This is a genomic window from Tepidiforma thermophila (assembly GCF_002563855.1).
GTDB classification, from domain to species: domain Bacteria; phylum Chloroflexota; class Dehalococcoidia; order Tepidiformales; family Tepidiformaceae; genus Tepidiforma; species Tepidiforma thermophila.
Genome location: NZ_PDJQ01000001.1, coordinates 2113704 through 2135803, shown reverse-complemented (window position 1 = coordinate 2135803; position 22100 = coordinate 2113704). Strand labels below are relative to the sequence as shown.

Below are 22100 nucleotides of genomic sequence, written 5' to 3'. Positions count from 1 at the left end.
GGGCCCCGGACGCCCCGCTACAGGCCCACGACCAGGCTCGCGGTGTGGCCGCGCGCCGGGTCGCCCGACATCTCGGCAAGCTGAAGCTGCCAGCCGTCCCGGAAGATTCCGTCCGTTTGCAGCGAGACACGGGACAGGTTCCTCCCGCTTTGCTCGTAGCCGGTCGTCGCGTACACCTCCGCGCACGCATCCTCCGGGAACGCAAGCTGCGAGGTCGCGATCTTATTCGCAGCCGCCGTCGCTCTCTCCAGGCTCGGGTAAACCTCGAAGTGGATGTGCGGCCACCTTCCCGGGTAACAGCCAGGGAAGACCGTCAAAAATGACACCCGGCCTGCCGAGTCCGAAGCCTGGACTCCTCGCAGGTAATTCTCATTCGGCAGCGCGTACATCGAGTACCGCCCATCCCGGTCGCAGTGCCAGAGGTACACGGCATGCCCGGCAAGCGGCGCGCAGCCGCGCTCCGTATCCACGAGCGTCAACCTGACCGTCAGCAGGACACCGGGCGCCACGGTGTTCGAGACCCCGAGGCTCGAGCGGATATCGCTGCGGACAATGCCGCTTGCCGTCAGCACGTTCGGGCCATTCGCCCCGTTGCCCGGGAACGGTCCCGCCGTCTCCTGCGGGATCGCACCGTTGCAGGCCGAGGCCGGCGTCACCGCCTCGGTCGGAATGGGCGAGACCGGGCGCGTCGCCCCGGCTCCCGGCTCGATGGTGCTCCTTCCCTCCCCCGATGCAGTGCCGATGCCCCCCGGGGCTGCGGGCGTCCCGGCCGGTTCGCCCGGGCGGTCGCTCCCGCTGCACCCCACAAGGGCGAGGGCGGCAACGCCACCGAGCAGTCTCAGCGCTCCCCGCCGGTCGAGCTGGTCCCGTAATGTCGCCAGGTCGAATTGCAGGCCACGGTTGTTGATGTCGTCGTCTTCGTGGGTACGGTCAGGAATGCGCGAGACCCGGTGACGCATGGCCGAACATCTCCCTGGATTGCCATCATCGGCAGACTGGCGGTGATGCCGCCAATCTCCGCACACGTGAGGCCACAAACAGGTAAAGAGGGTCAACGTTGGGAAAGGTCGGCCGGCCTCGGGCGGACCGCCTCGGCCACCTGGCCCGCCCGCTGCAGCTGCCGTGGATTCAGCGTGACCAACCGGTCGCCCAGCGTCTCCGCCACGGCGAAGTAGAGCGCATCGCTGCCCCGCAGCTGATGCTCGGCCGCGAGCGTCGCCGCCCGTTCGGCCAGCGGCAGCGCCACGGGCAGAAATTCGAAGAGCGGGGAAGCCCGCAGCTGCTGCTCAACCTCGCGGGCAAGGTAGCTGTCGCCCGTTCCCGCGGCGATAGCCGCCGACACTTCAGCCAGGGCAATGACTGGTGCGCGCAGCGGCTCGCCCTCCGCCAGCGCCTCGCGCAGCCACGCAACGGTCGTCTCGTGCTGCCGGTCCCGCGCGTTGAAGAGCGAAACGAACACGCTGGCGTCGAGCGTTGCCATCAGCGCTCGCCCCCCGGGCCCGACAGCGAGGGCATCGTCAGCCACGCCTCGCCGACTGCAGCAGCCAGCCGCTCGATCGCCGCGATCTCTGCCTCCGCCTCACCCCGGTCGACTCCCGCGATGTCGCGGTCGGAATACGGCCGGAGCGTTGCCACCGGGCTGCCGTTGACGGTAATCACGTACACGACCCGCTCCTCCCGCACGGCGCGGACCACCTGGGTCGCCTCGTTCTTCAACTGCCGAACGCCGATTGTGCGAATGGTCATCGTCCTTCGTGGCCACATGGTGGCCACCCAAACGGTGCCAGTCAAGCGCCCCTGACGCTGCCTCCGCTCGCTGCTACCATCCCTGCGTGGAAGTCGCCACGGTCCGGGTCAAACTCCTCCGGGACGGCGCGCGCGTTCCCACCCGCGCCACTGAACTCGCCTCCGGATTCGACCTCTCAGCCTGCATCACCGGCCCCGTCGCGATCGGCAATCGCCCGGTGCTCGTCCCCACCGGCATCGCCCTCGAAATCCCGCCGGGCATCGACGCCCAGGTTCGGCCGCGGAGCGGCCTCGCGCGCCACGGCGTCCTGTGCACCTTCGGCACGATCGATGCCGACTACCGGGGGGAACTGCTGGTAACGATGTACACCATTGCCCCCGGCATCGAGCACGTCGTCCAGCCCGGCGACCGGATCGCCCAGCTCGTCTTCACCTGGCTCGCCCCGGCCCGGTTCGAACTCTCCGATGACCTGGCGCCGACCGCCCGCGGCGCCGGCGGCCACGGGAGCACCGGCCGGTGAGCTATCTCTACGTCATCCTCGGGGCTGTCATCGGGGCGCCCCTTCGCTACTTCGTCGGGAGCCAGTTCAAACCCGGGCCCTGGGGGAACTTCCCGCTCGGCACCTTCGTGGTGAACGTGACCGGCTGCTTCATCATCGGGCTCCTGCTCGAGTTTTTCGCCGAGCGCGGCTCGCTCTCCCGCGAAGCGCGCCTCTTCCTCGTTACCGGCTTCCTCGGCAGCTACACCACCTTTTCGGCCTTCGGCTGGGAGACCTACGACCTCGTGAAGGTCTCAGAGCCGCTGACCGCCGCCGCCTACGCCGGGCTCTCCCTCGGAGTGGGCGTCCTTGCAGTCTGGGCCGGGGCGGCCGTCGCCCGGGCGATCGGCTGAGGTGCCGCCGGGCTGGAACGTAGCCCACTGGAAGCTATCCTAAATTGGTTACCTCCACCGGGGTTCTCTCACCATGTCCTACGAACTCGATACGCTCGTGCCCAACGCGGCGCCCGTCGAGCGCCCTGAATTCAACAGCGGCGACACTGTCCGCGTCCACGCCAAGGTCATCGAAGGCAACCGGGAGCGGATCCAGGTCTTCGAAGGCGTGGTCATCCGCAAGCGCAATAAGGGGCTCTCGTCCAACTTCACCGTCCGCAAGATCGCGGCCGGCCAGGTCGGCGTCGAGCGTACGTTCCCCCTCTACAGCCCGCGCGTCGACAAGATCGAAGTGGTGCGCCGCGGCAAGGTGCGCCGCAAGAACCTCTATTACCTCCGCGGCCTCACCGGGAAAGCCGCTCGCATCAAAGAAAAGCGCTAGCCGCCCCCTCTCGCAGCACCATGTGAGCGCGGCCCGGGCGATATTCGCCCGGGCCGCGCGGCGTCTGCCGATTGCGCGGGGCCGCCCGGCAGCATAAGAGTCAGTCGCCGATGGCGCCGGGGACCGGCACCCGCCCGCCGGGAGCAGCCTCGCGTCCCGGTTCGCCGGGAGGCCCCCCGGTAACGGTCCGGCGCAGCGGTAGCTCCGGCATCAGGAACGCCAGCACCGCACAGAGGATCGCCGCCGCGACTGCTCCCCAGTAGATGTGCCGGACCGCGATGACGACGCCTTCGCCCTGCGCCGTCCGCGTGCGGTCGAGCAGGGTATCGCCGTCCGGCATCGCCCGGATTGCCTCCTCGATGCGCGCGTAGACCGCCTCGTTCAGCCGAATCGTTGGGTCATCCAGCTGCTGGACAAGCGCCGGGCCGAGCGTGGCCTTCTCCTCCGCCGTGAGCCGGTCCGCGAACTCTGCGTGGTAGGTGTTCGCGAGGATCGCCCCGAAAACCGCGATGCCGAGCACAGCGCCGATCTGCCGGAAGAACTGGCTCGATGAGCTCGCGACGCCGATGTACTGGTAGCTCACCGCGTTCTGCACCACCAGCGACATCGTCGGGAGCACCAGGCCGAAACCGAAGCCAAGCACGACCATCACCGCACTCACCTGCCACAACCGCGTTTCGAGGCTCACCTGTGTGAGGGCGCCGAGCGCTGCCGCAATCAGCACCGTGCCGAAGACCGTCTGCCACTTGTACTTACCCGTCCGGGCAATCACCTGCCCGCCGACCACGCTCGTCAAGAGCACCCCGAGGCTCTGCGGCGTCGTGATCACCCCGGAGGTTGTGGCGGATGCGCCCAGCGCCGTCTGGACATAAATGCCAAGAAACTGGAACGCCCCGAATACGCCGAACCCGAACGTAAACACCACCAGGTTCGACAGCACGAACACCCGGTTGCGGAAGAGATGGAGCGGGAGCGTCGGCTCAGGATGCCGCAGCTCCTGCAGCACGAACAGCACCAGCAGCACTGCCGATCCCCCCAGCAGACCGATAATCTGCGGCGAATCCCACGCGTACCTGTCGCCCGCCCAGACCAGCGCGAGCAGCGTCATAACCGAGGCCGCCGAGAGCAGCCCCGCGCCGAGGAAATCCAGCTTCGGCGAACCGCTGCGCACCTTCGACGGAAGGTTGAACCAGATGGCCGGGATGGCCACGAGCCCCACCGGGATGTTGATGTAGAACACCCACCGCCAGCTCAGTGTGTCTGTCAAAAAACCGCCAAAGGTCGGCCCGACGACGCTGGCCAGGCTGAACACCCCGGTGAACAGCCCGATGTACTTGCCGCGCTCTGCCGGGGCGAAGAGGTCGCCCATCGTCGCGAACACCGAGGCGAAGATCATGCCGCCCCCGAGTCCCTGCAGCGCCCGCATCCAGATCAGCACCGGCATGTTCGGGGCCGCGCCGCAGGCCGCGGAAGCAACCATGAACAGGAACACCCCGCCGATGAGGAACAGCTTCCGCCCGTAGATGTCGCCCAGCTTCCCAACCAGCGGGATTACCACCGTCGAGGTCAGCATGTAGCTCGTGAACAGCCACGAAAGGAGCGTGAACCCACCGAGGTCGGCAAGGATTCGGGGCGTTGCGGTAGACACCACCGTCTGGTCCAGCGCGCCAATGAACAGGGACACCATCAAGCTCCCCAGCAGGAGCCACTTCTGCCGAGGGGTAAGCGTCTCCGCCAGCGGCTGCTGAGCTGCGGGTGCGTGCATCGGCTCGTCTCCTACGTTCACGTCAGCGTGAAGCGTTCACCCGAGCGTACATAGTTCGCGCAGACCAAACAATTGGGGAAGTCGCTGCCCTGGGTCAGCACCACGCGAGCCGCGCCCGCTCGCCGTCGAACCAGGCGACGGCCGCCTGTCCGAACTCCCGCGCCAGCGCCAGCACCTCGTCCAGCGGCGCACCCCAAACCGCGAACGACGGCTCCTGGTGGGTGCCGTCAGGCGATCGGCCTTCGGCCGGACCCCAGTGCCATCCTCGCCGTTCGATTTCCGACCGAAGTTCCGCATTCCTGGCCTCGTTCACCTCCCGCGGCGGCCGCTCGTGTCCCGGGTTCCACGCCGTGACGATGGCGAACGGCCCCGGGGCCCCCGGCACGCAGTCGCCGACGCGGAATGTCACCCGGCCGCCCGGCAGCTCGGCCTCGTACACCGCCGAGCCGTACACCGCTTCCAGCTCCGGGTCTGGCGCCCGGCCGGTAGAATCCCCGGTCATGGAAACGCCCCTGCACTTCGATTCACGCGGTCCCATCGGCATTCTCACCCTGAACCGGCCCGAGCGCCTCAACGCCATTGACCATGCGATGCTCCGCGCACTCCGGGCCTTCTTCGACGCGCGCCACCGCGACTACGGCACCCGCGTCATCATCATCACCGGCGCCGGCCGCGGCTTCTGCGCCGGCCTCGACCTGAAGGCCGGCCCCGAGCAGGGCCCCTGGCAGCCCGGCGTCGGCCCTGTCCAGGACTCGCTGACCTTCCAGGAAGACATCGCCGACTTGATGGTGAAGATGCGCGAATGCCCCCAGGCGCTCATCGCCGCGGTCAACGGGCCCGCAACTGGCGGCGGCCTTTCCATCGCCCTCGCGTGCGACATGCGCATCGGGACCGCGAACGCTCGGTTCGCCTGCTCCTACCTCAATCTTGGCCTCGGCGGAGCTGATGTCGGCTCCTCCTACTTCCTGCCGAAAATCGTCGGCATGGCCCACGCGGCCGACATGCTCTACTCCGGCCGCATCGTCGAGGCCCAGGAGGCGCTCGAGATGGGCCTCATCACCCGCATCGTCGAGCCTGACGACCTCATTCCCGCCGCGCTGGCCATCGCCGACGGGATTGTCCGCCGCGCGAGCCCGCTCGGTCTCCGCCTCACCAAGCAGGTCCTCAACGAGACCGTCAACGGCATCAGCCTGCAAACCGCACTCAAGCTCGAAAACCGGAACCAGATCCTTGCCAGCCAGACCCAGGACGCCCGGGAGGCCCGCCAGGCCTGGTTCGAAAAGCGCGACCCCGCCTGGCGCGACGCCTGACATTCCAGCCGGGAAGCGGAATGGCCCCGGTTGCCCGGGGCCTCGCATCCGAACGTTCGTTGAGAATCGTGAATTGCCGCGCCGCCGGCGCCGCATGGCGGTTCTGGCTGGGGATGGAGGATTCGAACCCCCACATACAGATCCAGAGTCTGCTGTCCTACCCTTAGACGAATCCCCAGCGCGGCATCCAGATTACCAACCCGCGCGCTCCTGCGCCAAGGCCGGGTTTCAGCCGAGCCGGGCGCGCGCCGCCCTCAGCCGCGCCAGCGTCCGCTCCCGCCCAAGGATCGCGAGCGAATCGAACAGCGGAATGCCGGTCGGCCGCCCCATCACCGCCACGTACAGCACCGGGATGAACTTCCGCAGCTTCATCCCGAGGGGCTCCTCCAGCCCGCGGAGCGCCGCCTCAATCGCCGGCGTTGCCCAGTCGTGGTCGCTGATGGCATCGAGCCGGACGAGCGCCTCGTCCAGCACCCGCACCGCCGTCGCCGCATCGCCCACCCGCTCGGTAAGGAGTGAGACGTCGTACTCCGGGGCGTCGTACGTGAACAGGAACTCGACCATCCCGGCGATCTCGTCCAGCCGGGTCACCCGCTCGCGCAGCAGCGGCGCCGTCGCGCGGATCACCGCCGGGTCCAGCGGCCGGGGGATCGACGCCGGCAGGCCCCGGTCGGCCCACTCACCCACCAGCGCAACCCAGCGCTCCTCGGCCATCGCCCGGATGTAATGTCCGTTCAGGTAGTTCAGACGCTCGATATCGAACACAGCCGGGTTCGGCACCACCCGCGCGAGATCGAAGTGCCGCTTCATCTCCTCGATGCCGAGGATGGTCGTGTGGTCATCCAGCGACCAGCCGAGCAGCGCGAGAAAATTGACCATCGCCTCCGGCAAATAGCCGTGGTCGCGGTAGTCCAGCAGCGCAGTGTCGCCCGAGCGTTTGCTCAGCTTCTTATGGTCCGGACCGAGGATGAGCGGCAAGTGGGCCCAGGCCGGCGGCGTCCAGCCAAGCGCTTCGTACAGCTGGATGTGCTTCGGCGCGCTCGAAATCCACTCGTCCCCGCGGATGCAGTGGGTGATCTCCATCGCCGTGTCGTCGACGACGACCGCGAGGTGGTAGGTCGGAAAGCCGTCCGACTTCAGAATCACGAAGTCGTCCTGGAGCGCGTTTTCGAACACGACCTCGCCGCGGATGACGTCCTCGAGGACGGTGACCCCCTCCCGGCGCATCGCAAAGCGGACCACGTGCGGCTCCTTTGCCGCCCGCTCGGCCGCCTCCGCCCTGGGGATGCCGCGGCACAGTCCGTCGTAGCCCGGAGGCTGTTTTGCTGCAGCCTGCGCCGCCCGCAACGCATCAAGCCGCTCCGGCGTGCAGAAGCAGGGGTAGGCCCGGCCCAGCTCGATCAACCGGTCTGCCGCCCGCCGATAGAGGTCGAGCCGCTGCGACTGGAAGTACGGCCCGTGCGGACCGCCAATGTCCGGTCCCTCGTCCCAGTCGATGCCGAGCCAGCGCAGGCTCTCCATGATCGCCTCGACTGCGCTCTCGACGTACCGGTTGCGGTCCGTGTCCTCGATCCGCAGCAGGAATTTGCCCCCGTGCGACCGGGCATATGCCCAGCTAAAAAGTGCCGAGCGGATGTTGCCGATGTGCGGATTGCCGGTGGGGCTTGGCGCATAGCGCGTGCGGACTGGTCGGTCGGTCACGAAGCCTCGCCTCGCTCGATGGTCGGCGGAGGAACCGCCGCGTACCGAGAGGCTACCGCCTCTCCCCCGATGGCGCGAATCGCCGCGAGCAGGTCGGCCGGGGGCGGTGCAGCTGCAATTAGTCGGCCGCCGGCCGGGTGCGGCAGCTCCAGCCGGTAGGCATGGAGGAGCTGGCGGCTCCCCGGTGAAGCCGTGCCGTACACCGCATCGTTCGCTACCGGCGTGCCGATCGCCGCGAGGTGCACGCGAATCTGGTGCGTGCGCCCGGTCTCAGGGTGCACCTCGAGCAGGCTGCGGCCCCCGTCGCTTGCCACGACAACGTACTCCGTGCGCGCCGAACGGCCGCGCGCGGTGACCGCCATCCGGGTCCGGTCGCGCGGATCGCGGTCGATTGGGGCATCAATCACGGCCCGCGGCTGCGCCGGGACGCCGTCAACCACCGCGAGGTACGTTTTCTTTGCCCTTCGCTCTTCGAATGCCCGGCTGAGCGCCGCCTGCGCCGCTGGGGTTTTCGCCAGCACCATCACGCCGCTGGTCTCCTTATCGAGCCGGTGCACCACCCCCGGGCGCTCAACGTCGGGTGCGAACGCCGCGCTTGCCGGCCCGAGCCGGGCCAGCCACCACCCGGCGACCGAAGGAGCGGTATCGCCGGGCGCCCCGTGCACCGCAAGCCCCGCCGGCTTGTCGATGGCGGCCAGCAGCTCGTCCTCGTACACCACCGGCAGGTCAAAGTCCACCGCCTCCGGCGCCCGCGGTCCTGCCTCGATGACGACGACCACCGCATCCCCTTCAGCCACGACCGCCGACTTCCGCGCCACCGCCCCGTTCACGCGGACCATGCCCCGCTCGATGAGGCGCTGCACCCGCGACCGCGACAGGTCGTCGAGCGCTGCCGCGAGCACCGCGTCGAGCCTGCCGCTGCGCGGCGCCGTCAGCTCGACGACCTGTCCCGCTCCGTGTCCTGGAACAGCATGCTCCACAGGAGAATCACCACCCCGATGCTGATTGCCGAGTCGGCCACGTTGAACGCCGGCCAGTGCGGCACCTTTAGGAAGTCGACCACGCGGCCTTCGGCGACCCGGTCGATCAGGTTCCCCACCGCGCCGCCGAGCATACAGGCCAGTCCGAGCCGCACCACCGGGTGCGCGAACCCCGGGTTGAACAGGTAGACCACGATGGCTGCCAGGCCCGCAAGGCTCGCAACAATCAACAGCGGGCCCGCACCCTGCAGGATCCCGAACGCCGCGCCCGTATTCGTCACGTGGACGATGCGGAAGAACGGCAGCACCTCAACCGCGTCGCCCCGCTCGATACTCGCCCGGATCGCCCACTTGGTGAGCTGGTCGACCCCCACGATGGCGGCTGCGAGCAGCAGGAACCAGCCATCCCGCCGGGCCACCCGCAGGCGCGGCCCGCTGCGGCCCTGTGCGTGGACGTCTTCCATCACTACCAGTGTACCTGCCCGGACCTGAATGGTCGGCAGGGTGTCTTGCCGCCCTCGATCGCCACCGGCTACGCTGACAGGTGACCCCTCATTGCAGCGGAGGAACCGCGCATGTCCACCCCGGCGTCGAAAGAGCTCCGCCCCGACGGGAAACCCCGGCTCCCGCCCGGCCAGCACCTCACCACCGGGTGGCCGGTCCTCCACTACGGCAGCATCCCGCGCATCGACCTCGAAACCTGGCGCTTCCACGTCTGGGGGCTCGTGGAGGAAGAGAAATCGTTTACCTGGGAGGAGTTCAACGCCCTCGGCCAGGTGACCGACACGAGCGATATCCACTGCGTCACAACCTGGAGCAAGTTCGACAACACCTGGGAGGGTGTGCCGTTCCGCGCGCTCTACGATGCCATCCGCCTTAAGCCCGAAGCGAAGTACGCGATGATTCACTGCTACGGCGGCTACACGACCAACCTGCCGCTCGAAGACCTGTTGCGTGAAGGCGTCCTCTTCGCCCACTCCCACAACGGCCAGCCCCTGACGAAAGAGCACGGCTGGCCGATGCGGCTGGTCGTCCCCCATCTCTACTTCTGGAAGAGCGCGAAATGGGTCGGCGGCATCCAGTTTCTCGACCGCGACCGGCCGGGCTTCTGGGAGACCTACGGCTACCACATCTACGGCGACCCCTGGAAAGAGCAGCGCTACGCCTGACGGGCCGCTAACCGGTCCATCAAGCAAGCAGGCTGTCGCTGGGCCAACCGCCTGTCGGCGCCGGCTCAAGGATTCGAGTACTGCGTCACGTAGATCCAGTCGGATAGGTCACGGGGAAGCTGCTGGTACGTCGCTGTCGTGCAGGGAAAAACTGGTGCCGCCAACGGGCAGTTGTACCAGGGATCCCGCGGCAGCACGTTGTACGTGCCGTCAAGGCTCGCGTACCAGGTCATGATGTGTGGGGCCGAAGGGCAGCTGCCAGTTTGTGCGAAATTCCCGACGTGGCGGGTATTCCAATATCCGCCCGAAGAAAAATTGCGACCATAGAGAGTATACCAACTCCCGCTGTTGATTGCTGAACTATGTATGTAGTACATGCCAGATTTCGGATAAGCTGACTGATTGTGAATCTTCACGGATGTGGCCGGGCAGTTTGAATTTCCTGGTGCCGGATCGTTTCCGATTAGCATATACCCAATGAAAGTCGGTGAAGCGGTAGTATTGAATCCCCACCCATGAAAGAAGGCGCGCGCGGTCCAATAAGGGTCACTTGTCGCGATGAAGTCAAGGCCTCGCTCCTTAGCGATGGGGGAAGCTGAGCAGTCAAGATGCCAACCGCACGTCAGATAGGCATTTCCGTAATCAACGCCCGCGTAGATGTAGATGGTGGCTGCCGTAGTAGCTCCAGCGTCAGGTCTCGGCGAAAAAGCTCCCATAGCTGCACCGGCGGCCAGCAAGATGGCAAACAGAAAAGACGGGAGACGGACGTTCATTTCAGCAACTCCGAGGCGACCTGGACGAGCTGGGCGGCGGTTGCCCCGTGACCGATGACCTCGGTCACGGCGAATCCTTCCATCGACTTCTCCGCGAACACAACGCGTGCATCAACGGACTCAAGCCCGGGGATGCCTGCAACGACGATGACCTGGTTCGAAGCGACAGTCGTCGTCGAGAAGCGCTCTGGCGAGGCCGCAACAGCCGCCCAGGCCTCGGGGCGCAAGTACTTCACGATGTGGACCGTCACGGCAGGTGCGATGCTGACAAGTCGGTCGGACGTAACCACCCGGCCGTCGCAGGCCCAGGCTGTGTAGCCGGTACCCGGTGCATCGGACCAGCCCTTTGGTAGTCCGCGCACAAAGATGTCCATCGAACTCCCGGCGACGGTGTCGGTGTCGGCGATGCGCCTCGCGGGCTCTTTACAGGGCACGGTGTGCTCACCGAACCCGGTGCTGTCCGGTGCAATGCGCAAACCGGCGATGGTGCCCTCGAACTTTCCCCGGGTGTTCTCGTCGCACACGGTGCGGCCCGCGGAATCCAGCGGATACGCGGCGGGCGAACACGGTTCGAGCGGCGGTGTGGTTGTGAGGTCCGGTTTCACGGGAATTTCTGTCAGATTGCCGACTCCCGAATCAGGTCCGGGGTCGGCGACGGCGGAATTACCTGGGTCCCAAATGCCGCTGCCCACGATTCCACGCATCAGTATGAAGCCAGAGAGGAACGCCGCCAGACCGAGCCCGGTAAGGAGGACGGTGCGCGGACGCATCAGAGTGCCGAACAGTCGCTGCCGCACTTGAGAGATGAATCGCATCTCGTTCCTCCCCCGAGGGATGCGTCAGGAAGCGTCGCTCCAGCCGACCGAGTCTGCAATACGGCTCTTCGGCCCCCGCCGATCGGCCGGGATCAACCGGCTCCCTCCCGGTCGCGCAGCCACATGGCAAGCAAGACACGGTTCGTGACACCAGCCTTGCGCATGGCGGACTCGACGTAGTGCTTCACGGTGGACGCGCTCAATCCGAGCGAGCGTGCGATCTCCGCGTTGGTCATCCCGCTCGCCACCAGCCTCGCCACGTCGCGCTCCCGCGGGCTGAGTTGTCCCTGGTCCATCCTTCACCTCCGGCCGCTCCGCTCCCGGAGTGCCGGGGGATGTAATAGCACAAATCCGGGGTCGCCTCCATCACTTGAGAGTAAACGTGGGCGATTGGCCGCGACTGCAGCGGACGAGTGCAAGAAGAGCACAGGAGTGCCAACCCGGACCCATCGGCAATAGCAGCGAACCCCCGCCGCTGGGCAGGGGTCGGCTGAATTCCGCTGCGCGGGCCCCTCGTTCAGGCTCTGTGGCGAACTGCAAACCCCAGGGCGCCCAGCAGTGCTGCCAGCGCGACGAGTCCGGCGCCTGCGATGCCCAGGGGCGTGAACCTACGTGATTCGTCGCCAGGAAGCTGGCCGGTTGCAGGCGGGTTGGGCGCGGCGCCGACCGGCGATGGGTCACCCGTTCCGGGAGGCGCGGCCGCAAAGTTGTCCAGCAACCGCGTAACCCCGGGGATCAGTTCCATTTCCACGAAGAGCCGCTGGCCGCGGCTGTTGAAGAACGTCAGCCGGGCGCCGGCCCTCGAGCACGCGGCCGGCTGGCCCGCCTCGCCGAGTCGCAAAGCGAGCGGCGGCGAGCCTGCCGATACGCCATTAGTCGCGACCCCTGTGCAACGCTCGCCGTCCGCACGCACCTCTACAGAACCGAGGAAGGCCCCGAGCGAGGTCCTGTCGGGCCCGTTCGAGAGGCTGGCCAGTGCGGCCGATGACAGGAGGATCGTGGAGGTGTTCCCGGGGTTGCGCCCCGGGTCGAGGACCGCCAGCTCGACACCGAGCGAATCATCGACGACGGGAGCGTCGAGGCACTCGCCCTGGACTCCCGGCCACACGCGGGTGGGGCCATCCGGCAGCTCCCGAGGGAGCGGGAATGAGACCGAAAATGTCCCGGCGGCTGATACTGCGGCGTTCGTTCGAGCGGTGTTTGAGGGTTCGAACGGCGTGATCACCTTCGGGTCGCCGCGGTCGCGGATGAAGAGCCCGACCTCGACCTCCCGACCTGCACAGGAGGCCGGGAGGTTGCCGACGACGTTCATCGCACCATCTCGTCCGACGACGTTCACCGGCGAAGAAGCGCGGACACTCGGCGCGGGCGCCTGGGCTGCAGCCGGCGCAGCGCCAAAGGCGACTGTAAGCAACGCCAGGCTGACCAGTGTAATGATTCGCATTGTTTCTCTCCGTAAACTGCCGATTTCGGGCTACCAGCCATTACGGCTGATGACCGCCGCAACTTCATTGTTGGAAGCCGTGTAGTTGTAGGGGAAACCTGAACAGGTGCCAAAGGTTCCGTTGTTCATCAAAGGTTGATATCCAACCCACCACGCCCAGCATGATGTCGAGGTGTCGTTCAGTCCCAGGGCATGGGCCATCTCGTGCCGCTTAGCGTGCAGATGGCTATAGCTGGGAGCACTATAATAGTTGACTACGAAAATCGGGTTCGTGTCGGATCCGAGCGATGTGCACCCTAAGTTGTTTTCCGATGTTCCTGCGGCTATGCGAAGGTCTGCCCAGGCACCTGATGAAGGATACGGTACGACACATGATGTGTAGTATAGCGTAGCTCCAGAGTTCGCGTAGATGATACAGACTCCTGCACAGGACGTACCTAACGAGAGCTTCGAAGTTCCGGTCCAGGAGTTTCACGCACCCACCGCGTCCGACGGACTAAGCGGAGTTCCCTGGTTCTGCACTTGAGCGCCGTTAGGCCCGACAACGTGGTTATACGGTCCGGCCGGAGGCGTGTAATCTGCCCGCGCGACATCGAGCATTGCCACAAAGGCTCCCGCAACAGCCAGCATTGATGCCAGTGAAAGGAGAGTCCGCGATACGGCGTGCCTCCGAGGTTGAAGATGGCCTTGCATTGTAGCTTGTCCCTTGGAGAAGTCTGTCGGTGGCAGGAGGGCAGCAGTGGTCGGCGCCGGGCAGCACCGTACAAACAGGCCACGTAGCCCCGCAATACGGCTCTTTGGCCCCCGCCGATCGGCCGGGGGTCATCCGGCCCCATCCTGCTGGTCGCGCAGCTACATCGCCAGTGGGATACGGTTCGTCGCACCAGCCTTGCGCATGGCGGACTCGACGTAGTGCTTCACGGTGGACGCGCTCAATCCGAGCAAGCGTGCGATCTCAGCGTTCGTCATCCCGCACCCACGAGCCCGGCCACTTCCCGCTCCCGCGGGCTGAGTTGCCCCTGGTGCATCCCGTCACCTCCGGCCGCTCCGCTCCCGGAGTGCCGCGGACGGTATACCACAACAGTCTTGGCTCTGCCATAACAGGAACGAAAGAACCGCCCGGTGCCGGGACGCGCTACCGGACGATGACCTGCCCGGACATTGCAGCTCCGTGCACCCCGTAGGTGTAGGCGAACACGCCGGGCTCGGTGAACTCGAACTCGAAGTTGCCGCTCCGCAGCTCACCGGAATCCACCTCCTCGCCCGCAAAGGTGCCCGTTACCCGGTGGCTCTCCTTCCCGCGGAAGCTCCAGGTCACCCGCGTGCCGACCGGCACCTGCAGACTTCGCGGCTGGAAGCGGAAGTCAGTCACGGTGATCGTCGTCAGGTTCGCCGGCAGTGCGCCCGGTTTCGTCGGTGTTGCCTCCGGCGCACCCGCTCCGCCGCTGCAGGCGCTCCCCATGACCGCCAGGCAAACTGCGATGACGGCGCTCCGCCCCCTCATGACTCCACCGATGCGATGTACGGGTACAGCGGCTGCCCCCCGTCGATGACCTCCACCTCTGCGGCGGGGAACCGCTGGCGCACCGTATCACCCGCGAGGCCGGCATCCCCGCCCTCTCCCACATAGACCGTTACCAGCGTCCCCGGTCCTGCGCCCGCAGCCGCCAGCCCCTCGGCCAGCGCGTCCTCGAGCCTGTCTCGGGCCGCCGTCAGCCGGCCGTCGACCACCGCAATCGCCTGGCCCGCCTCCACGCGGACGCCGTCCGCCGTCCGCGACGCCGCTGCGCGCGTTACCTCAACCGTCCGCATGGCCTGCGCAGCCCCGGCCATCCGGTCGGCGAGCTCTGCCGCCCGCGCCCCGGGGTCGAACACCAGCGCCGCCGCGACCCCCTGCGGGAGAGTTGTCGTGGGCACGATGTGCAGCGTGCAGCGTGCGAGCTGCGCCGCCTGCTCGGCCGCGAGCAGCACGTTCCTGTGGTTTGGAAGCACGATGACGTCCGCTGTCCCAATGCGCTCAGCGGCCCGCGCGATATCCCCCGCGGCCGGCTTCTCGACCATCCCAAGGTCCACCACCCGGGCACCGAGACTCTCGAACAGCCGGTCGAAGCCGGCGCCCCGGCTCAATGCCAGCAATCCGACGGCGGCCGTGGCGCCGCTCCCCGCCGATTCAAACCGGGCGCGCTGGGCGTCCATATCGTCGACCTTCACCCGTTCCGGCCGGCCCAGGTCCGCCATCGCCGCGAGCAGCGCATCCGGCTGCTCCGTGTGAACGTGCACCCGCGCCAGCCGCTCGTCCCCCACGACCACCACGCTCTGCCCCAGCCCCTCGGCCAGGGCCCTGACGCGAGGCAGGTCGAGCACCGCCCCGGTGACGGGCTCGAGCACAAACTCGGTGCAGAACCCGTACGTGTCGCCGGCGTGGGCCGCAGCAAACTCCATGGCGTGGCCGCCTGCGCCGAACTCCTCGAGCTGCAGCTCCTCGCCCTTCAACTGCGCGAGCATGCCCCCGAGCAAGACACATACGCCCTCGCCCCCTGCGTCGGGGACGCCCGCTTCCCGTAGCGATTCCAGCTGGTCGATGGTCCGCTCCTCGGCCTCCCGCGCGGCAGCGGCGGCTGCCTCCAGCACCGCGAGGCACGGGAGTCCCGCGCCCTCGCCGGGCATCTGAGCGGCGGCCGCCTGCGCCGCCTGCGCCGCTTCGCGCAGCACCGTCAGCATCGTTCCCTCCTGCGGCCGGCTGACGGCGGCATATGCGGCCTCGGCTGCGGCCAGCAATCCTGCCGCGAGCCGCGCCGCATCGAGCTCCGCGGCGCCCGCAAGCCCCTTCGCGAACCCCCGCAGCGCCTGCGAGAGGATGACGCCGGAATTCCCGCGCGCCCCGTACAGCGCTCCGCGCGCCGCTGCCTCGGCCACCTCGGCTGCGCTGCTCCCGGGCGAAACCTCCTTCGCGGCGGCCGCCGCTTCGCGGAGCGTGGCCGCCATGTTCGAGCCCGTGTCGCCGTCCGGCACCGGGTACACGTTGATGGCGTTAATTGCCGGTGCCGCCGCTGCGACAGCCGCAGCGCCCGCTTCGAAGAGCGCCCGCAACGCATCGCCATCCACCCGGGGCACCGGGCTCCCGCCACCGCTCACGCGCCGCCACCCGGCCCAGTTTGGCCGCTATCGAATCCCGGTGCTAGCATGAGATTTCGATTCTGCCACGGAAGGAAGCATCACGCATGGCCAGTGGAGCATGCGACGTCTGCGGCAAGACAACCCAGTTCGGCCGGCACATTCGCCACACCCACGGCGGCCGCTGGGAGCGCAAGGCGACCAAGAAGTCGCGGACGTTCCGACCCAACGTGCATAAGCACCGCATCTTCTTCGGCGGCGCCTCGCTCCGCGTCAATATCTGCACGCGCTGCCTGAAGACCATGACCAAGTCCGTCTAGCGGATAGCACAGCGCCCTGCGCCGAACGGCCGGCTCCCCTCAGGGGAGCCGGCCGCACTCGTGTCTGCGGGCACGGCCCGCCCTGCCTACCCGGCCGCGGCGAACCGCCGGAGCGCCGCCCCCAGCTCCTCCTCGACGATGCCCGGCACTTCCAGTGCCGCCTGCAGCCAGGCAGGCCGCTGCCGCCCGCACACCGCGACAGGGTTCGGTACGGGGCATTCGGCCGTCGCAAGCTCTGCAAACCGCCGAACATACTCGCGCGGCCGGAGGTCCGACCCGAGTTCGACGAGCGCGAAGGGGTCGGGCGCTGCGTGCGCGCCCGGGACGCCGCGCACGACGGACGGCCCCGGCCAGTCGCCGCCGCCCGCAAGGCCCGGCCCATCGAGGATGGCCACACCGCGCACTTCCCGCGGGCGTGCGCCCGCCAGCAGCAGCCCGATGTATCCCCCGAGCCCCCGGCCCACAATGGTCGCCGGCCCGATGGCAGCCAGCGCAACATCGGCGTCACCCATGAGCACTTCAGCGGTGTAGCCCCCGCCTGAGGGCACCGTTGATGCCCCATGCCCCGTGAAGTCGAGCGCATACACGGCGCCCGGCCACTCAGCAAGGCCGCCTGGCACCGCGGCCGGTGAGCGCTCACCCAGCGCATGCAGCAGGAGAAGCCGCGGGCCGGTCCCTTCGCGGAGGGTGTGGAGCGCCAGCTTTACGCGGTTGTGCTGCAGGAAGACCGTCATCGCAGAAACTCCAGCACCAGCTCGGCCACCCGGTGGGGATGCTCGATGTGAATGAAATGCCCCGTGTTCTCGAACGGGATGATCTCCGCCTGCGGCGGCAGGTACGGCAGCAGCGCACGGTGGTTGGTGCCCCAGCCCATCTCCTCCTCGACCGTCGCGGTCAGGCCCAGCAGCGGCACCCGCAGCTCCTTCAGCCGGTGCAGCGACCATTCCGGGCTCCATGGGCCAAAGCCGCCGAACCGGATCGCCGGGTCGAGCTTCCACCGCCAGCCGTCAGGGTCCCGGCGGGCCCCGATCGTCACCAGGTAGCGCAGCCAGTCATCCGGCAGCCGCGGGTTCATCCGCTTGCGCCGGCGGGCCAGCTCCTCCAGCGTTCCCGGCTTGCGCAGGGTGATGTGCGCCGCCCGGCGGTGGTCGAGCCACTCCGCGAGCGTCTTCTGGGTGAATCGCCGGTGCTCGTGGTCCGAAACGTCCGGGGCGGGGTCCCGGCTCGGCAGCCCGTCGATGACCACCAGCTTCGAAAGGCGGTACGGCAGCGCCTCAGCCAGCTGGAGCATCATGCCGCCGCCCTTCGAGTGCGCCACCACCGGCACGGCGTCGGGCGTGGTCGAATCGAGCACGGATAGCGCATCCCGCACGTCGGCATCCCAGCTGTAGAGGGCCGCATGGTCCGAATCGCCGTGGCCTCGGTGGTCCCACGAAATCACCCGCCACCCGGCATCGGCGAGCAGCGGAGCGAACACATCGAACGTCCCGGCAAAGTCGGAGCCGCCGTGGACGAGGAACAGGGGCGGCCCATCGGCATCGCCCCATTCGCACACGTGCAGCCGCACACCGTAGGAGTCCACCCAGCGATGGCGGTCGGGGCGCCGCGCGCCGGGGTAGCTCAGAAAGCGCGGCTCATCGATGACCGGTGCGGTCATACCATTTCACCTTCCTTGGGACGTCGTGAGAGAGCAGAGAGCTCGGGCGAATGCCCCGGGGGCAACGCACGATCGGAGCATCCCGCCCGCTGGCGTTGTCGGTCAAGGCGAGCCGGGGAAACGGACCGGGCCGCTCAGGGAACGAGGAGCAGGTCGACCAGCGCCGGCAGGGCCACGCCTGCGGGGGCCCGGATGATAACGTCGGCGATCTCGCTCAGCGCCGTCTCCTCCGGGTTGATCTCGATCAGCGGAGCGCCGCGCCGCTTCGCCAGCACCGGGAAGTCTGCGGCGGGGTAGACGACCGCGCTGGTCCCGACGGTGAGGAACAGGTCGGCGGCGAGGGTCTGCCGGTAGCACTCCTCCAGCGCATCACGCGGGATCGGCTCACCGAACATGACTACGTCGTTTTTGTACAGCCCCCCGCACACCGGGCACGACGGCGGCAGCCGGTCGAGGTTCACCGTCTCCAGCCGTTCGCGCGCGCCGCATTCGATGCAGCGCACCCTGTACCGGTTCCCGTGGATTTCCGTGACCCGCCGCGAACCCGCCATCGCATGCAGGTTGTCGATGTTCTGGGTGATGACGTGGGCAAGCCGCCCCATATGCTCCAGGTCGGCCATGGCGTAGTGCCCCGGGTTCGGGGCCGCGCGGTCGATCGCCTCTGAGAACGGCGAGCCCGAGGTTTCGTGTGCGATCGCCTGGCGCCACCACTCCGCCGGGTCGGCGACGAACAGCTCCCAGCCGTCGATGGTCGGCTCGCTGAACCGCTCGTAGACGCCGCCGCTGCCCCGGTACGTCGGGATTCCGCTTTCGGCCGAGAGCCCGGCCCCGACCAGTGCGACAGCGTACTGGCTGCGCCGAAAGAGTGCTGCAGCCTGCCGGAGCGCGGATTCGACCGCCGGGTCCGAAAGCAGATGCCGGGTGGAAGTCAAGCCGTCCCCTCTACCGGAAGATGATACGCCACTTCGGCGGCGTATGCGGCCGCTGCCCGGTCGCGCTCGACTGCGCTCCAGCCCAGCTCCTCCGCGAGGATGGCCGCGACCCGCTCATGGCAGCAGAGCCCCCGGCACCGCGCCCAGCCGATGCCGGTTCGCCGCAGGAGCACGTCCCCGACCGTGCGCGCCTGCTCGTTGCGCGCCGCGAATCGCACCTCGCCCTCGAACCCTGGCGCGTGCGGACAGAGCACCTCGCGGCCAAGCTCGATGACGGCTGCCGCGTCGCCACCGTATCGCCGCAGATGCCGCCGCGCCGGGTGATGAAGGTCGAGGCCAAGCAGCCGCTCCCGCCACCCGGCCGGCGGGGCTGCGAGCCAGCGCTGCGGCTTCCGGCCGGTCACCGCTTCGATGACGTCGCCCGCAAGCGGCCGGAACGTGCTGAGCTTCCCCCCGACCACGCTGTACATCCCTTTCGCCCCGCCCAGCTTCCCGTGGTCAATGACGGCGTGCCGCCGCGTGATCGCCGCCTCCGGGCCGCCGGCAACCTTCTGCAGCGGCCGCAGGCCGGCGTAGGCGTAACGGATGCGCTCGCGCCGAATGTCGAGCCCCGGCAGGAGCGTTTGCCCTTCGGTCAGCAGGTAGTCGATGTCTTCCGGCGTGGGCCGCACCGCAGAGGGGTCTCCGTCGTACCGCTCGTCAGTCGTGCCGATGAGCAGCAGGTCGTCCTGCGGCACCGCGAAGAACACGCGCCCGTCGCTTTTCGCAGTACTGAAGACTGCATCGTGCCCGGGCGGTCCGTCCAGTTCGACGACGATGTGCGACCCGCGCGTGACGCCCAGCAGCTCCGGGGGCGGCAGGTCGCCCAGCCGGTTCACGGCGTCTACCCACGGGCCGGCTGCGTTGACCACGGCCCGCGCAGGAATCGTGACGTGCTCGCCGCCGGCATCGACCACCACCGTCTCGACGGTCCCGCCCGGGGCGTTGATGGCGACCACCGGCGTGTGATTCAGCGTGGCCGCACCGAGCTGCCGCGCCTCCCGGACCAGCTCCCACGTCAGCCGTTCCGGCGCGATCACCCGCGCATCGAAGAAAGAAAACCCGCCGCGGGTCTCGTCAGGCAAATAGGGCGCGAGTTCGCGCAACCGCTCCCGGCTGAGCGGCCGGTGCGGGGGCACCGCACGGTACAGGGCGAGCAGGTCGTAGGTGGCGAGGCCGATGCGCAGCTGCCACCCCGGCCGGCGCGTCCACGGCAGCAGCGGCAGCAGAAACCGCTGCGGCCGCACGAGGTAGGGCCGCGTCTGCAGCAGCCACGCCCGCTCCCGGAGCGATTCAAACACCAGCCCAACGTCGCCGTGTTCGAGGTAGCGGAGCCCGCCGTGGATGAGCTTCGTCGACTTCCACGTGGTCCCGAACCCGTAGTCGCTCGCCTCGAAGAGCGCCGCCCGGAGCCCGCCCGCCGCAGCCGCACGCGCGATCGCTGCCCCGTTAATCCCCCCGCCGATGATGGCAAGGTCGAGCGGCTCCCCGGAGGCGAGGTCGCGCGCGTTCAATTCGCTGCCCATCCGAGCGTCCGCTCCACCGCGCGCCGCCACTCGCGCAGCCTCCGGTGGCGTTCGGCGCTGCCCAGCCGGGGCTCGAACACCCGCTCGGGTCGCCACAGCTCCGCGACCTCGTCGGTGCCAGACCAGATGCCTGCGGTCAGCCCTGCGAGGTACGCCGCCCCGAGCGCCGTCGTCTCGGTGGACTGCGGGCGGAGCACCGGGATGCCCGCAAAATCGGCCTGCAGCTGCATCAGGAGGTCATTTGCCGCCGCACCTCCGTCCACCCGGAGCTCCCGGATGGGCTCCGGCAGCGATTCGTTCATCACCTCAATCAGTTCCGCGCTTGAGAGGGCGATCGCCTCCAGCGCCGCCCGGGCAAGGTGCGCCTTCGTCACCCCGCGCGTCAGCCCGAGGATGGCGCCCCGGGCGTGCGGGTCCCAGTCGGGCGCACCCAGGCCGGTGAATGCCGGGACGATGACCACCCCCGCTGTATCGGGCACGCTCTCCGCCAGCGGTTCAATGTCGGACGACCGGGCAATCAGCCCGAGTTCGTCCCGCATCCACTGCACCAGCGCCCCGGCGACGAACACCGATCCTTCGATGACGTATTCAGGCCCCTGCGGTCCTGCCCCCGCGCCGAGGCTGAGCAGCAGCCCGTTCTCCGGGACAGCAGCCTTCGGCCCGGCGTTCGAGAGCAGAAAGCAGCCCGTTCCGTACGTGTTCTTCGCCACGCCCGGGGCGAATCCGCCCTGCCCGAAGAGCGCCGCCTGCTGGTCGCCCGCAACCCCAGTAATCGGCACCCGGCTCCCGAACTCCTCTTCGCTTGTAAACCCGAACTGCGACTGCGACGGGGCGGCTGAGGGAAGCGCTGCCCGCGGCACTTCGAACAGGTCGAGCAGCTCATCGTCCCAGCGCCCGCGCCTGACGTTGAACAGCAGGGTGCGCGACGCGTTCGTGAAGTCCGTCAGGAAGCTGGCGCCCCCCGTCAGCTTCCAGGTCAGCCAGGCGTCAACAGTCCCGGCGCAGATTTCGCCCAGCTGCGCCCGCCGATGGAGCCCCGGGTCGTGGCGGAAGAGCCACGTCAGCTTGGTGCCCGTAAAGTACGGGTCGAGCGTCAGCCCCGTCGCCCGCCGAACTCGCGCCTCCTCGCCGGCCGACCGCACATCCTCGCAAATGCCTGCGGTGCGGCGGTCCTGCCAGACGATCGCCCGGTGGATCGGTGCGCCCGTTGCGCGCTCCCAAACCACGGCGGTCTCGCGCTGGTTGGTCAGGCCGATGCAGGCAAGGTCTCGGAACGCCAGGCCGGCCTGGGCAAGCGCGACCACGATCGCCTCGAGGGTGGTGGTCCAGATCTCCTCGGGGTCATGCTCTACCCATCCGGGCTGCGGGTAGTGCTGGGTAAGCGCCTGCTGGCCGATCCCGACGATTGCGCCGGTCCGATCGACGATGAGGGCGCGGGAGCTGGTCGTTCCCTGGTCGATAGCAAGGATGTACGGGGGCGTCATGTGCGGGAGTAT

General features: G+C 68.2%; 25 protein-coding genes and 1 tRNA gene. 6 read left to right on the top strand and 20 right to left on the bottom strand.

The window, feature by feature from the left end; translation table 11 throughout:
- Positions 1 to 17: 17 nt before the first annotated feature.
- The 3 genes from A9A59_RS10365 to A9A59_RS10355 all read right to left on the bottom strand — a co-directional run bounded on the left by A9A59_RS10365 (position 18) and on the right by A9A59_RS10355 (position 1746).
- Entirely contained in the window at positions 18 to 959 is a 942-nt protein-coding gene (locus A9A59_RS10365) for an intradiol ring-cleavage dioxygenase (RefSeq protein WP_098504198.1), read from the bottom strand.
- Positions 960 to 1051: 92 nt separating this feature from the next.
- Complete coding sequence (locus A9A59_RS10360; RefSeq protein WP_098504197.1) at positions 1052 to 1480, bottom strand: type II toxin-antitoxin system VapC family toxin; 429 nt, start codon at positions 1478 to 1480, stop codon at positions 1052 to 1054.
- Positions 1480 to 1746, bottom strand: a complete 267-nt coding sequence (locus A9A59_RS10355) for a type II toxin-antitoxin system prevent-host-death family antitoxin (RefSeq protein ID WP_165772657.1) — start codon at positions 1744 to 1746, stop codon at positions 1480 to 1482. Before A9A59_RS10355 ends, A9A59_RS10360 begins: the two co-directional genes overlap by 1 nt.
- An 86-nt stretch (positions 1747 to 1832) precedes the next feature.
- Here A9A59_RS10355 and dut point away from each other — a divergent pair, with 86 nt between their 5' ends.
- The 3 genes from dut (at position 1833) to rplS (ending at position 3059) form a co-directional block, all read left to right on the top strand.
- A complete protein-coding gene (gene dut / locus A9A59_RS10350; RefSeq protein WP_098504195.1) occupies positions 1833 to 2267 on the top strand; it encodes a dUTP diphosphatase in 435 nt (144 codons plus the stop codon).
- Positions 2264 to 2638, top strand: coding sequence for a fluoride efflux transporter CrcB (gene crcB / locus A9A59_RS10345; RefSeq protein ID WP_098504194.1), 375 nt, complete (start codon positions 2264 to 2266; stop codon positions 2636 to 2638). Before dut ends, crcB begins: the two co-directional genes overlap by 4 nt.
- A 73-nt stretch (positions 2639 to 2711) precedes the next feature.
- The gene (gene rplS / locus A9A59_RS10340; protein ID WP_098504193.1) at positions 2712 to 3059 is read left to right on the top strand and encodes a 50S ribosomal protein L19; all 348 of its coding nucleotides are present in this window, start codon (positions 2712 to 2714) and stop codon (positions 3057 to 3059) included.
- A 100-nt stretch (positions 3060 to 3159) separates the two neighbouring features.
- Here rplS and A9A59_RS10335 read toward each other — a convergent pair whose 3' ends face one another.
- Positions 3160 to 4824, bottom strand: coding sequence for an MDR family MFS transporter (locus tag A9A59_RS10335; RefSeq protein ID WP_098504192.1), 1665 nt, complete (start codon positions 4822 to 4824; stop codon positions 3160 to 3162).
- Between the two features lie 94 nt (positions 4825 to 4918).
- The gene (locus tag A9A59_RS10330; RefSeq protein ID WP_106427075.1) at positions 4919 to 5326 is read right to left on the bottom strand and encodes a DUF3293 domain-containing protein; all 408 of its coding nucleotides are present in this window, start codon (positions 5324 to 5326) and stop codon (positions 4919 to 4921) included.
- Between A9A59_RS10330 and A9A59_RS10325 the strand changes: the two genes are divergently transcribed.
- On the top strand, positions 5325 to 6134 hold the full coding sequence (locus A9A59_RS10325) for an enoyl-CoA hydratase/isomerase family protein (protein ID WP_165772656.1): 810 nt from the start codon (positions 5325 to 5327) through the stop codon (positions 6132 to 6134). The genes A9A59_RS10330 and A9A59_RS10325 overlap by 2 nt on opposite strands.
- A 104-nt stretch (positions 6135 to 6238) precedes the next feature.
- On the opposite strand, the gene A9A59_RS10320 is transcribed toward A9A59_RS10325, so the two are convergent.
- The 4 genes from A9A59_RS10320 to lspA form a co-directional block, all read right to left on the bottom strand.
- Positions 6239 to 6312 (bottom strand) — tRNA-Gln (locus A9A59_RS10320).
- A gap of 50 nt (positions 6313 to 6362) precedes the next feature.
- Positions 6363 to 7835: a glutamate--tRNA ligase gene (gltX, locus tag A9A59_RS10315; RefSeq protein ID WP_098504190.1), complete on the bottom strand. Its 1473-nt coding sequence runs from the start codon at positions 7833 to 7835 to the stop codon at positions 6363 to 6365.
- Positions 7832 to 8815 carry an RluA family pseudouridine synthase gene (locus A9A59_RS10310; protein ID WP_165772655.1) on the bottom strand — a complete coding sequence of 328 codons (984 nt, stop codon included), beginning with the start codon at positions 8813 to 8815 and terminating at the stop codon, positions 7832 to 7834. Before A9A59_RS10310 ends, gltX begins: the two co-directional genes overlap by 4 nt.
- Complete coding sequence (gene lspA, locus A9A59_RS10305) at positions 8767 to 9279, bottom strand: signal peptidase II (RefSeq protein WP_098504188.1); 513 nt, start codon at positions 9277 to 9279, stop codon at positions 8767 to 8769. Before lspA ends, A9A59_RS10310 begins: the two co-directional genes overlap by 49 nt.
- Positions 9280 to 9390: 111 nt before the next feature.
- Between lspA and A9A59_RS10300 the strand changes: the two genes are divergently transcribed.
- Positions 9391 to 9984, top strand: a complete 594-nt coding sequence (locus A9A59_RS10300; protein ID WP_098504187.1) for a sulfite oxidase-like oxidoreductase — start codon at positions 9391 to 9393, stop codon at positions 9982 to 9984.
- Between the two features lie 769 nt (positions 9985 to 10753).
- Here the strand turns inward: A9A59_RS10300 and A9A59_RS10295 are convergent.
- From A9A59_RS10295 to A9A59_RS10270, 6 genes are all read right to left on the bottom strand, one after another.
- Positions 10754 to 11572, bottom strand: a complete 819-nt coding sequence (locus A9A59_RS10295) for a hypothetical protein (RefSeq protein WP_133117595.1) — start codon at positions 11570 to 11572, stop codon at positions 10754 to 10756.
- 92 nt (positions 11573 to 11664) lie between these two features.
- The gene (locus tag A9A59_RS10290; RefSeq protein ID WP_098504185.1) at positions 11665 to 11868 is read right to left on the bottom strand and encodes a response regulator transcription factor; all 204 of its coding nucleotides are present in this window, start codon (positions 11866 to 11868) and stop codon (positions 11665 to 11667) included.
- 221 nt (positions 11869 to 12089) lie between these two features.
- The gene (locus tag A9A59_RS10285) at positions 12090 to 12986 is read right to left on the bottom strand and encodes a hypothetical protein (RefSeq protein WP_133117594.1); all 897 of its coding nucleotides are present in this window, start codon (positions 12984 to 12986) and stop codon (positions 12090 to 12092) included.
- 882 nt (positions 12987 to 13868) lie between these two features.
- Positions 13869 to 13985: a LuxR C-terminal-related transcriptional regulator gene (locus A9A59_RS14465; protein ID WP_098504183.1), complete on the bottom strand. Its 117-nt coding sequence runs from the start codon at positions 13983 to 13985 to the stop codon at positions 13869 to 13871.
- 166 nt (positions 13986 to 14151) lie between these two features.
- Positions 14152 to 14520, bottom strand: coding sequence for a cupredoxin domain-containing protein (locus A9A59_RS10275; protein ID WP_133117593.1), 369 nt, complete (start codon positions 14518 to 14520; stop codon positions 14152 to 14154).
- A complete protein-coding gene (locus A9A59_RS10270) occupies positions 14517 to 16151 on the bottom strand; it encodes a DAK2 domain-containing protein (protein WP_098504181.1) in 1635 nt (544 codons plus the stop codon). Before A9A59_RS10270 ends, A9A59_RS10275 begins: the two co-directional genes overlap by 4 nt.
- A gap of 86 nt (positions 16152 to 16237) precedes the next feature.
- Between A9A59_RS10270 and A9A59_RS10265 the strand changes: the two genes are divergently transcribed.
- Entirely contained in the window at positions 16238 to 16450 is a 213-nt protein-coding gene (locus A9A59_RS10265) for a large ribosomal subunit protein bL28 (RefSeq protein WP_098504180.1), read from the top strand.
- Between the two features lie 86 nt (positions 16451 to 16536).
- On the opposite strand, the gene A9A59_RS10260 is transcribed toward A9A59_RS10265, so the two are convergent.
- From A9A59_RS10260 to glpK, 5 genes are all read right to left on the bottom strand, one after another.
- Positions 16537 to 17184, bottom strand: coding sequence for an alpha/beta hydrolase (locus A9A59_RS10260; RefSeq protein ID WP_098504179.1), 648 nt, complete (start codon positions 17182 to 17184; stop codon positions 16537 to 16539).
- Positions 17181 to 18107 (bottom strand): alpha/beta fold hydrolase, encoded by a 927-nt coding sequence (locus A9A59_RS10255; RefSeq protein WP_098504178.1) that lies wholly within the window; start codon positions 18105 to 18107, stop codon positions 17181 to 17183. Before A9A59_RS10255 ends, A9A59_RS10260 begins: the two co-directional genes overlap by 4 nt.
- A gap of 134 nt (positions 18108 to 18241) precedes the next feature.
- On the bottom strand, positions 18242 to 19039 hold the full coding sequence (locus A9A59_RS10250) for an SIR2 family NAD-dependent protein deacylase (RefSeq protein ID WP_278286878.1): 798 nt from the start codon (positions 19037 to 19039) through the stop codon (positions 18242 to 18244).
- The gene (locus A9A59_RS10245; RefSeq protein WP_098504177.1) at positions 19036 to 20604 is read right to left on the bottom strand and encodes a glycerol-3-phosphate dehydrogenase/oxidase; all 1569 of its coding nucleotides are present in this window, start codon (positions 20602 to 20604) and stop codon (positions 19036 to 19038) included. The genes A9A59_RS10250 and A9A59_RS10245 overlap by 4 nt, the downstream gene beginning before the upstream one ends.
- The gene (gene glpK, locus A9A59_RS10240) at positions 20589 to 22088 is read right to left on the bottom strand and encodes a glycerol kinase GlpK (RefSeq protein WP_098504176.1); all 1500 of its coding nucleotides are present in this window, start codon (positions 22086 to 22088) and stop codon (positions 20589 to 20591) included. Before glpK ends, A9A59_RS10245 begins: the two co-directional genes overlap by 16 nt.
- Positions 22089 to 22100: the final 12 nt, after the last annotated feature.

What these genes read in the sequence shown, in the direction of transcription:
- A9A59_RS10330 (WP_106427075.1), bottom strand. Translation starts at nt 5,326, where the DNA reads ATGACCGGGGATTCTACCGGCCGGGCGCCAGACCCGGAGCTGGAAGCG.
- A9A59_RS10300 (WP_098504187.1), top strand. Translation starts at nt 9,391, where the DNA reads ATGTCCACCCCGGCGTCGAAAGAGCTCCGCCCCGACGGGAAACCCCGG.
- A9A59_RS10365 (WP_098504198.1), bottom strand. Translation starts at nt 959, where the DNA reads ATGCGTCACCGGGTCTCGCGCATTCCTGACCGTACCCACGAAGACGAC.
- glpK (WP_098504176.1), bottom strand. Translation starts at nt 22,088, where the DNA reads ATGACGCCCCCGTACATCCTTGCTATCGACCAGGGAACGACCAGCTCC.
- A9A59_RS10265 (WP_098504180.1), top strand. Translation starts at nt 16,238, where the DNA reads ATGGCCAGTGGAGCATGCGACGTCTGCGGCAAGACAACCCAGTTCGGC.
- A9A59_RS10325 (WP_165772656.1), top strand. Translation starts at nt 5,325, where the DNA reads ATGGAAACGCCCCTGCACTTCGATTCACGCGGTCCCATCGGCATTCTC.
- A9A59_RS10335 (WP_098504192.1), bottom strand. Translation starts at nt 4,824, where the DNA reads ATGCACGCACCCGCAGCTCAGCAGCCGCTGGCGGAGACGCTTACCCCT.
- rplS (WP_098504193.1), top strand. Translation starts at nt 2,712, where the DNA reads ATGTCCTACGAACTCGATACGCTCGTGCCCAACGCGGCGCCCGTCGAG.
- A9A59_RS10360 (WP_098504197.1), bottom strand. Translation starts at nt 1,480, where the DNA reads ATGGCAACGCTCGACGCCAGCGTGTTCGTTTCGCTCTTCAACGCGCGG.
- A9A59_RS10290 (WP_098504185.1), bottom strand. Translation starts at nt 11,868, where the DNA reads ATGGACCAGGGACAACTCAGCCCGCGGGAGCGCGACGTGGCGAGGCTG.
- A9A59_RS10245 (WP_098504177.1), bottom strand. Translation starts at nt 20,604, where the DNA reads ATGGGCAGCGAATTGAACGCGCGCGACCTCGCCTCCGGGGAGCCGCTC.
- A9A59_RS14465 (WP_098504183.1), bottom strand. Translation starts at nt 13,985, where the DNA reads ATGACGAACGCTGAGATCGCACGCTTGCTCGGATTGAGCGCGTCCACC.
- lspA (WP_098504188.1), bottom strand. Translation starts at nt 9,279, where the DNA reads ATGGAAGACGTCCACGCACAGGGCCGCAGCGGGCCGCGCCTGCGGGTG.
- A9A59_RS10275 (WP_133117593.1), bottom strand. Translation starts at nt 14,520, where the DNA reads ATGAGGGGGCGGAGCGCCGTCATCGCAGTTTGCCTGGCGGTCATGGGG.
- A9A59_RS10355 (WP_165772657.1), bottom strand. Translation starts at nt 1,746, where the DNA reads ATGACCATTCGCACAATCGGCGTTCGGCAGTTGAAGAACGAGGCGACC.
- A9A59_RS10260 (WP_098504179.1), bottom strand. Translation starts at nt 17,184, where the DNA reads ATGACGGTCTTCCTGCAGCACAACCGCGTAAAGCTGGCGCTCCACACC.
- A9A59_RS10255 (WP_098504178.1), bottom strand. Translation starts at nt 18,107, where the DNA reads ATGACCGCACCGGTCATCGATGAGCCGCGCTTTCTGAGCTACCCCGGC.
- A9A59_RS10295 (WP_133117595.1), bottom strand. Translation starts at nt 11,572, where the DNA reads ATGCGATTCATCTCTCAAGTGCGGCAGCGACTGTTCGGCACTCTGATG.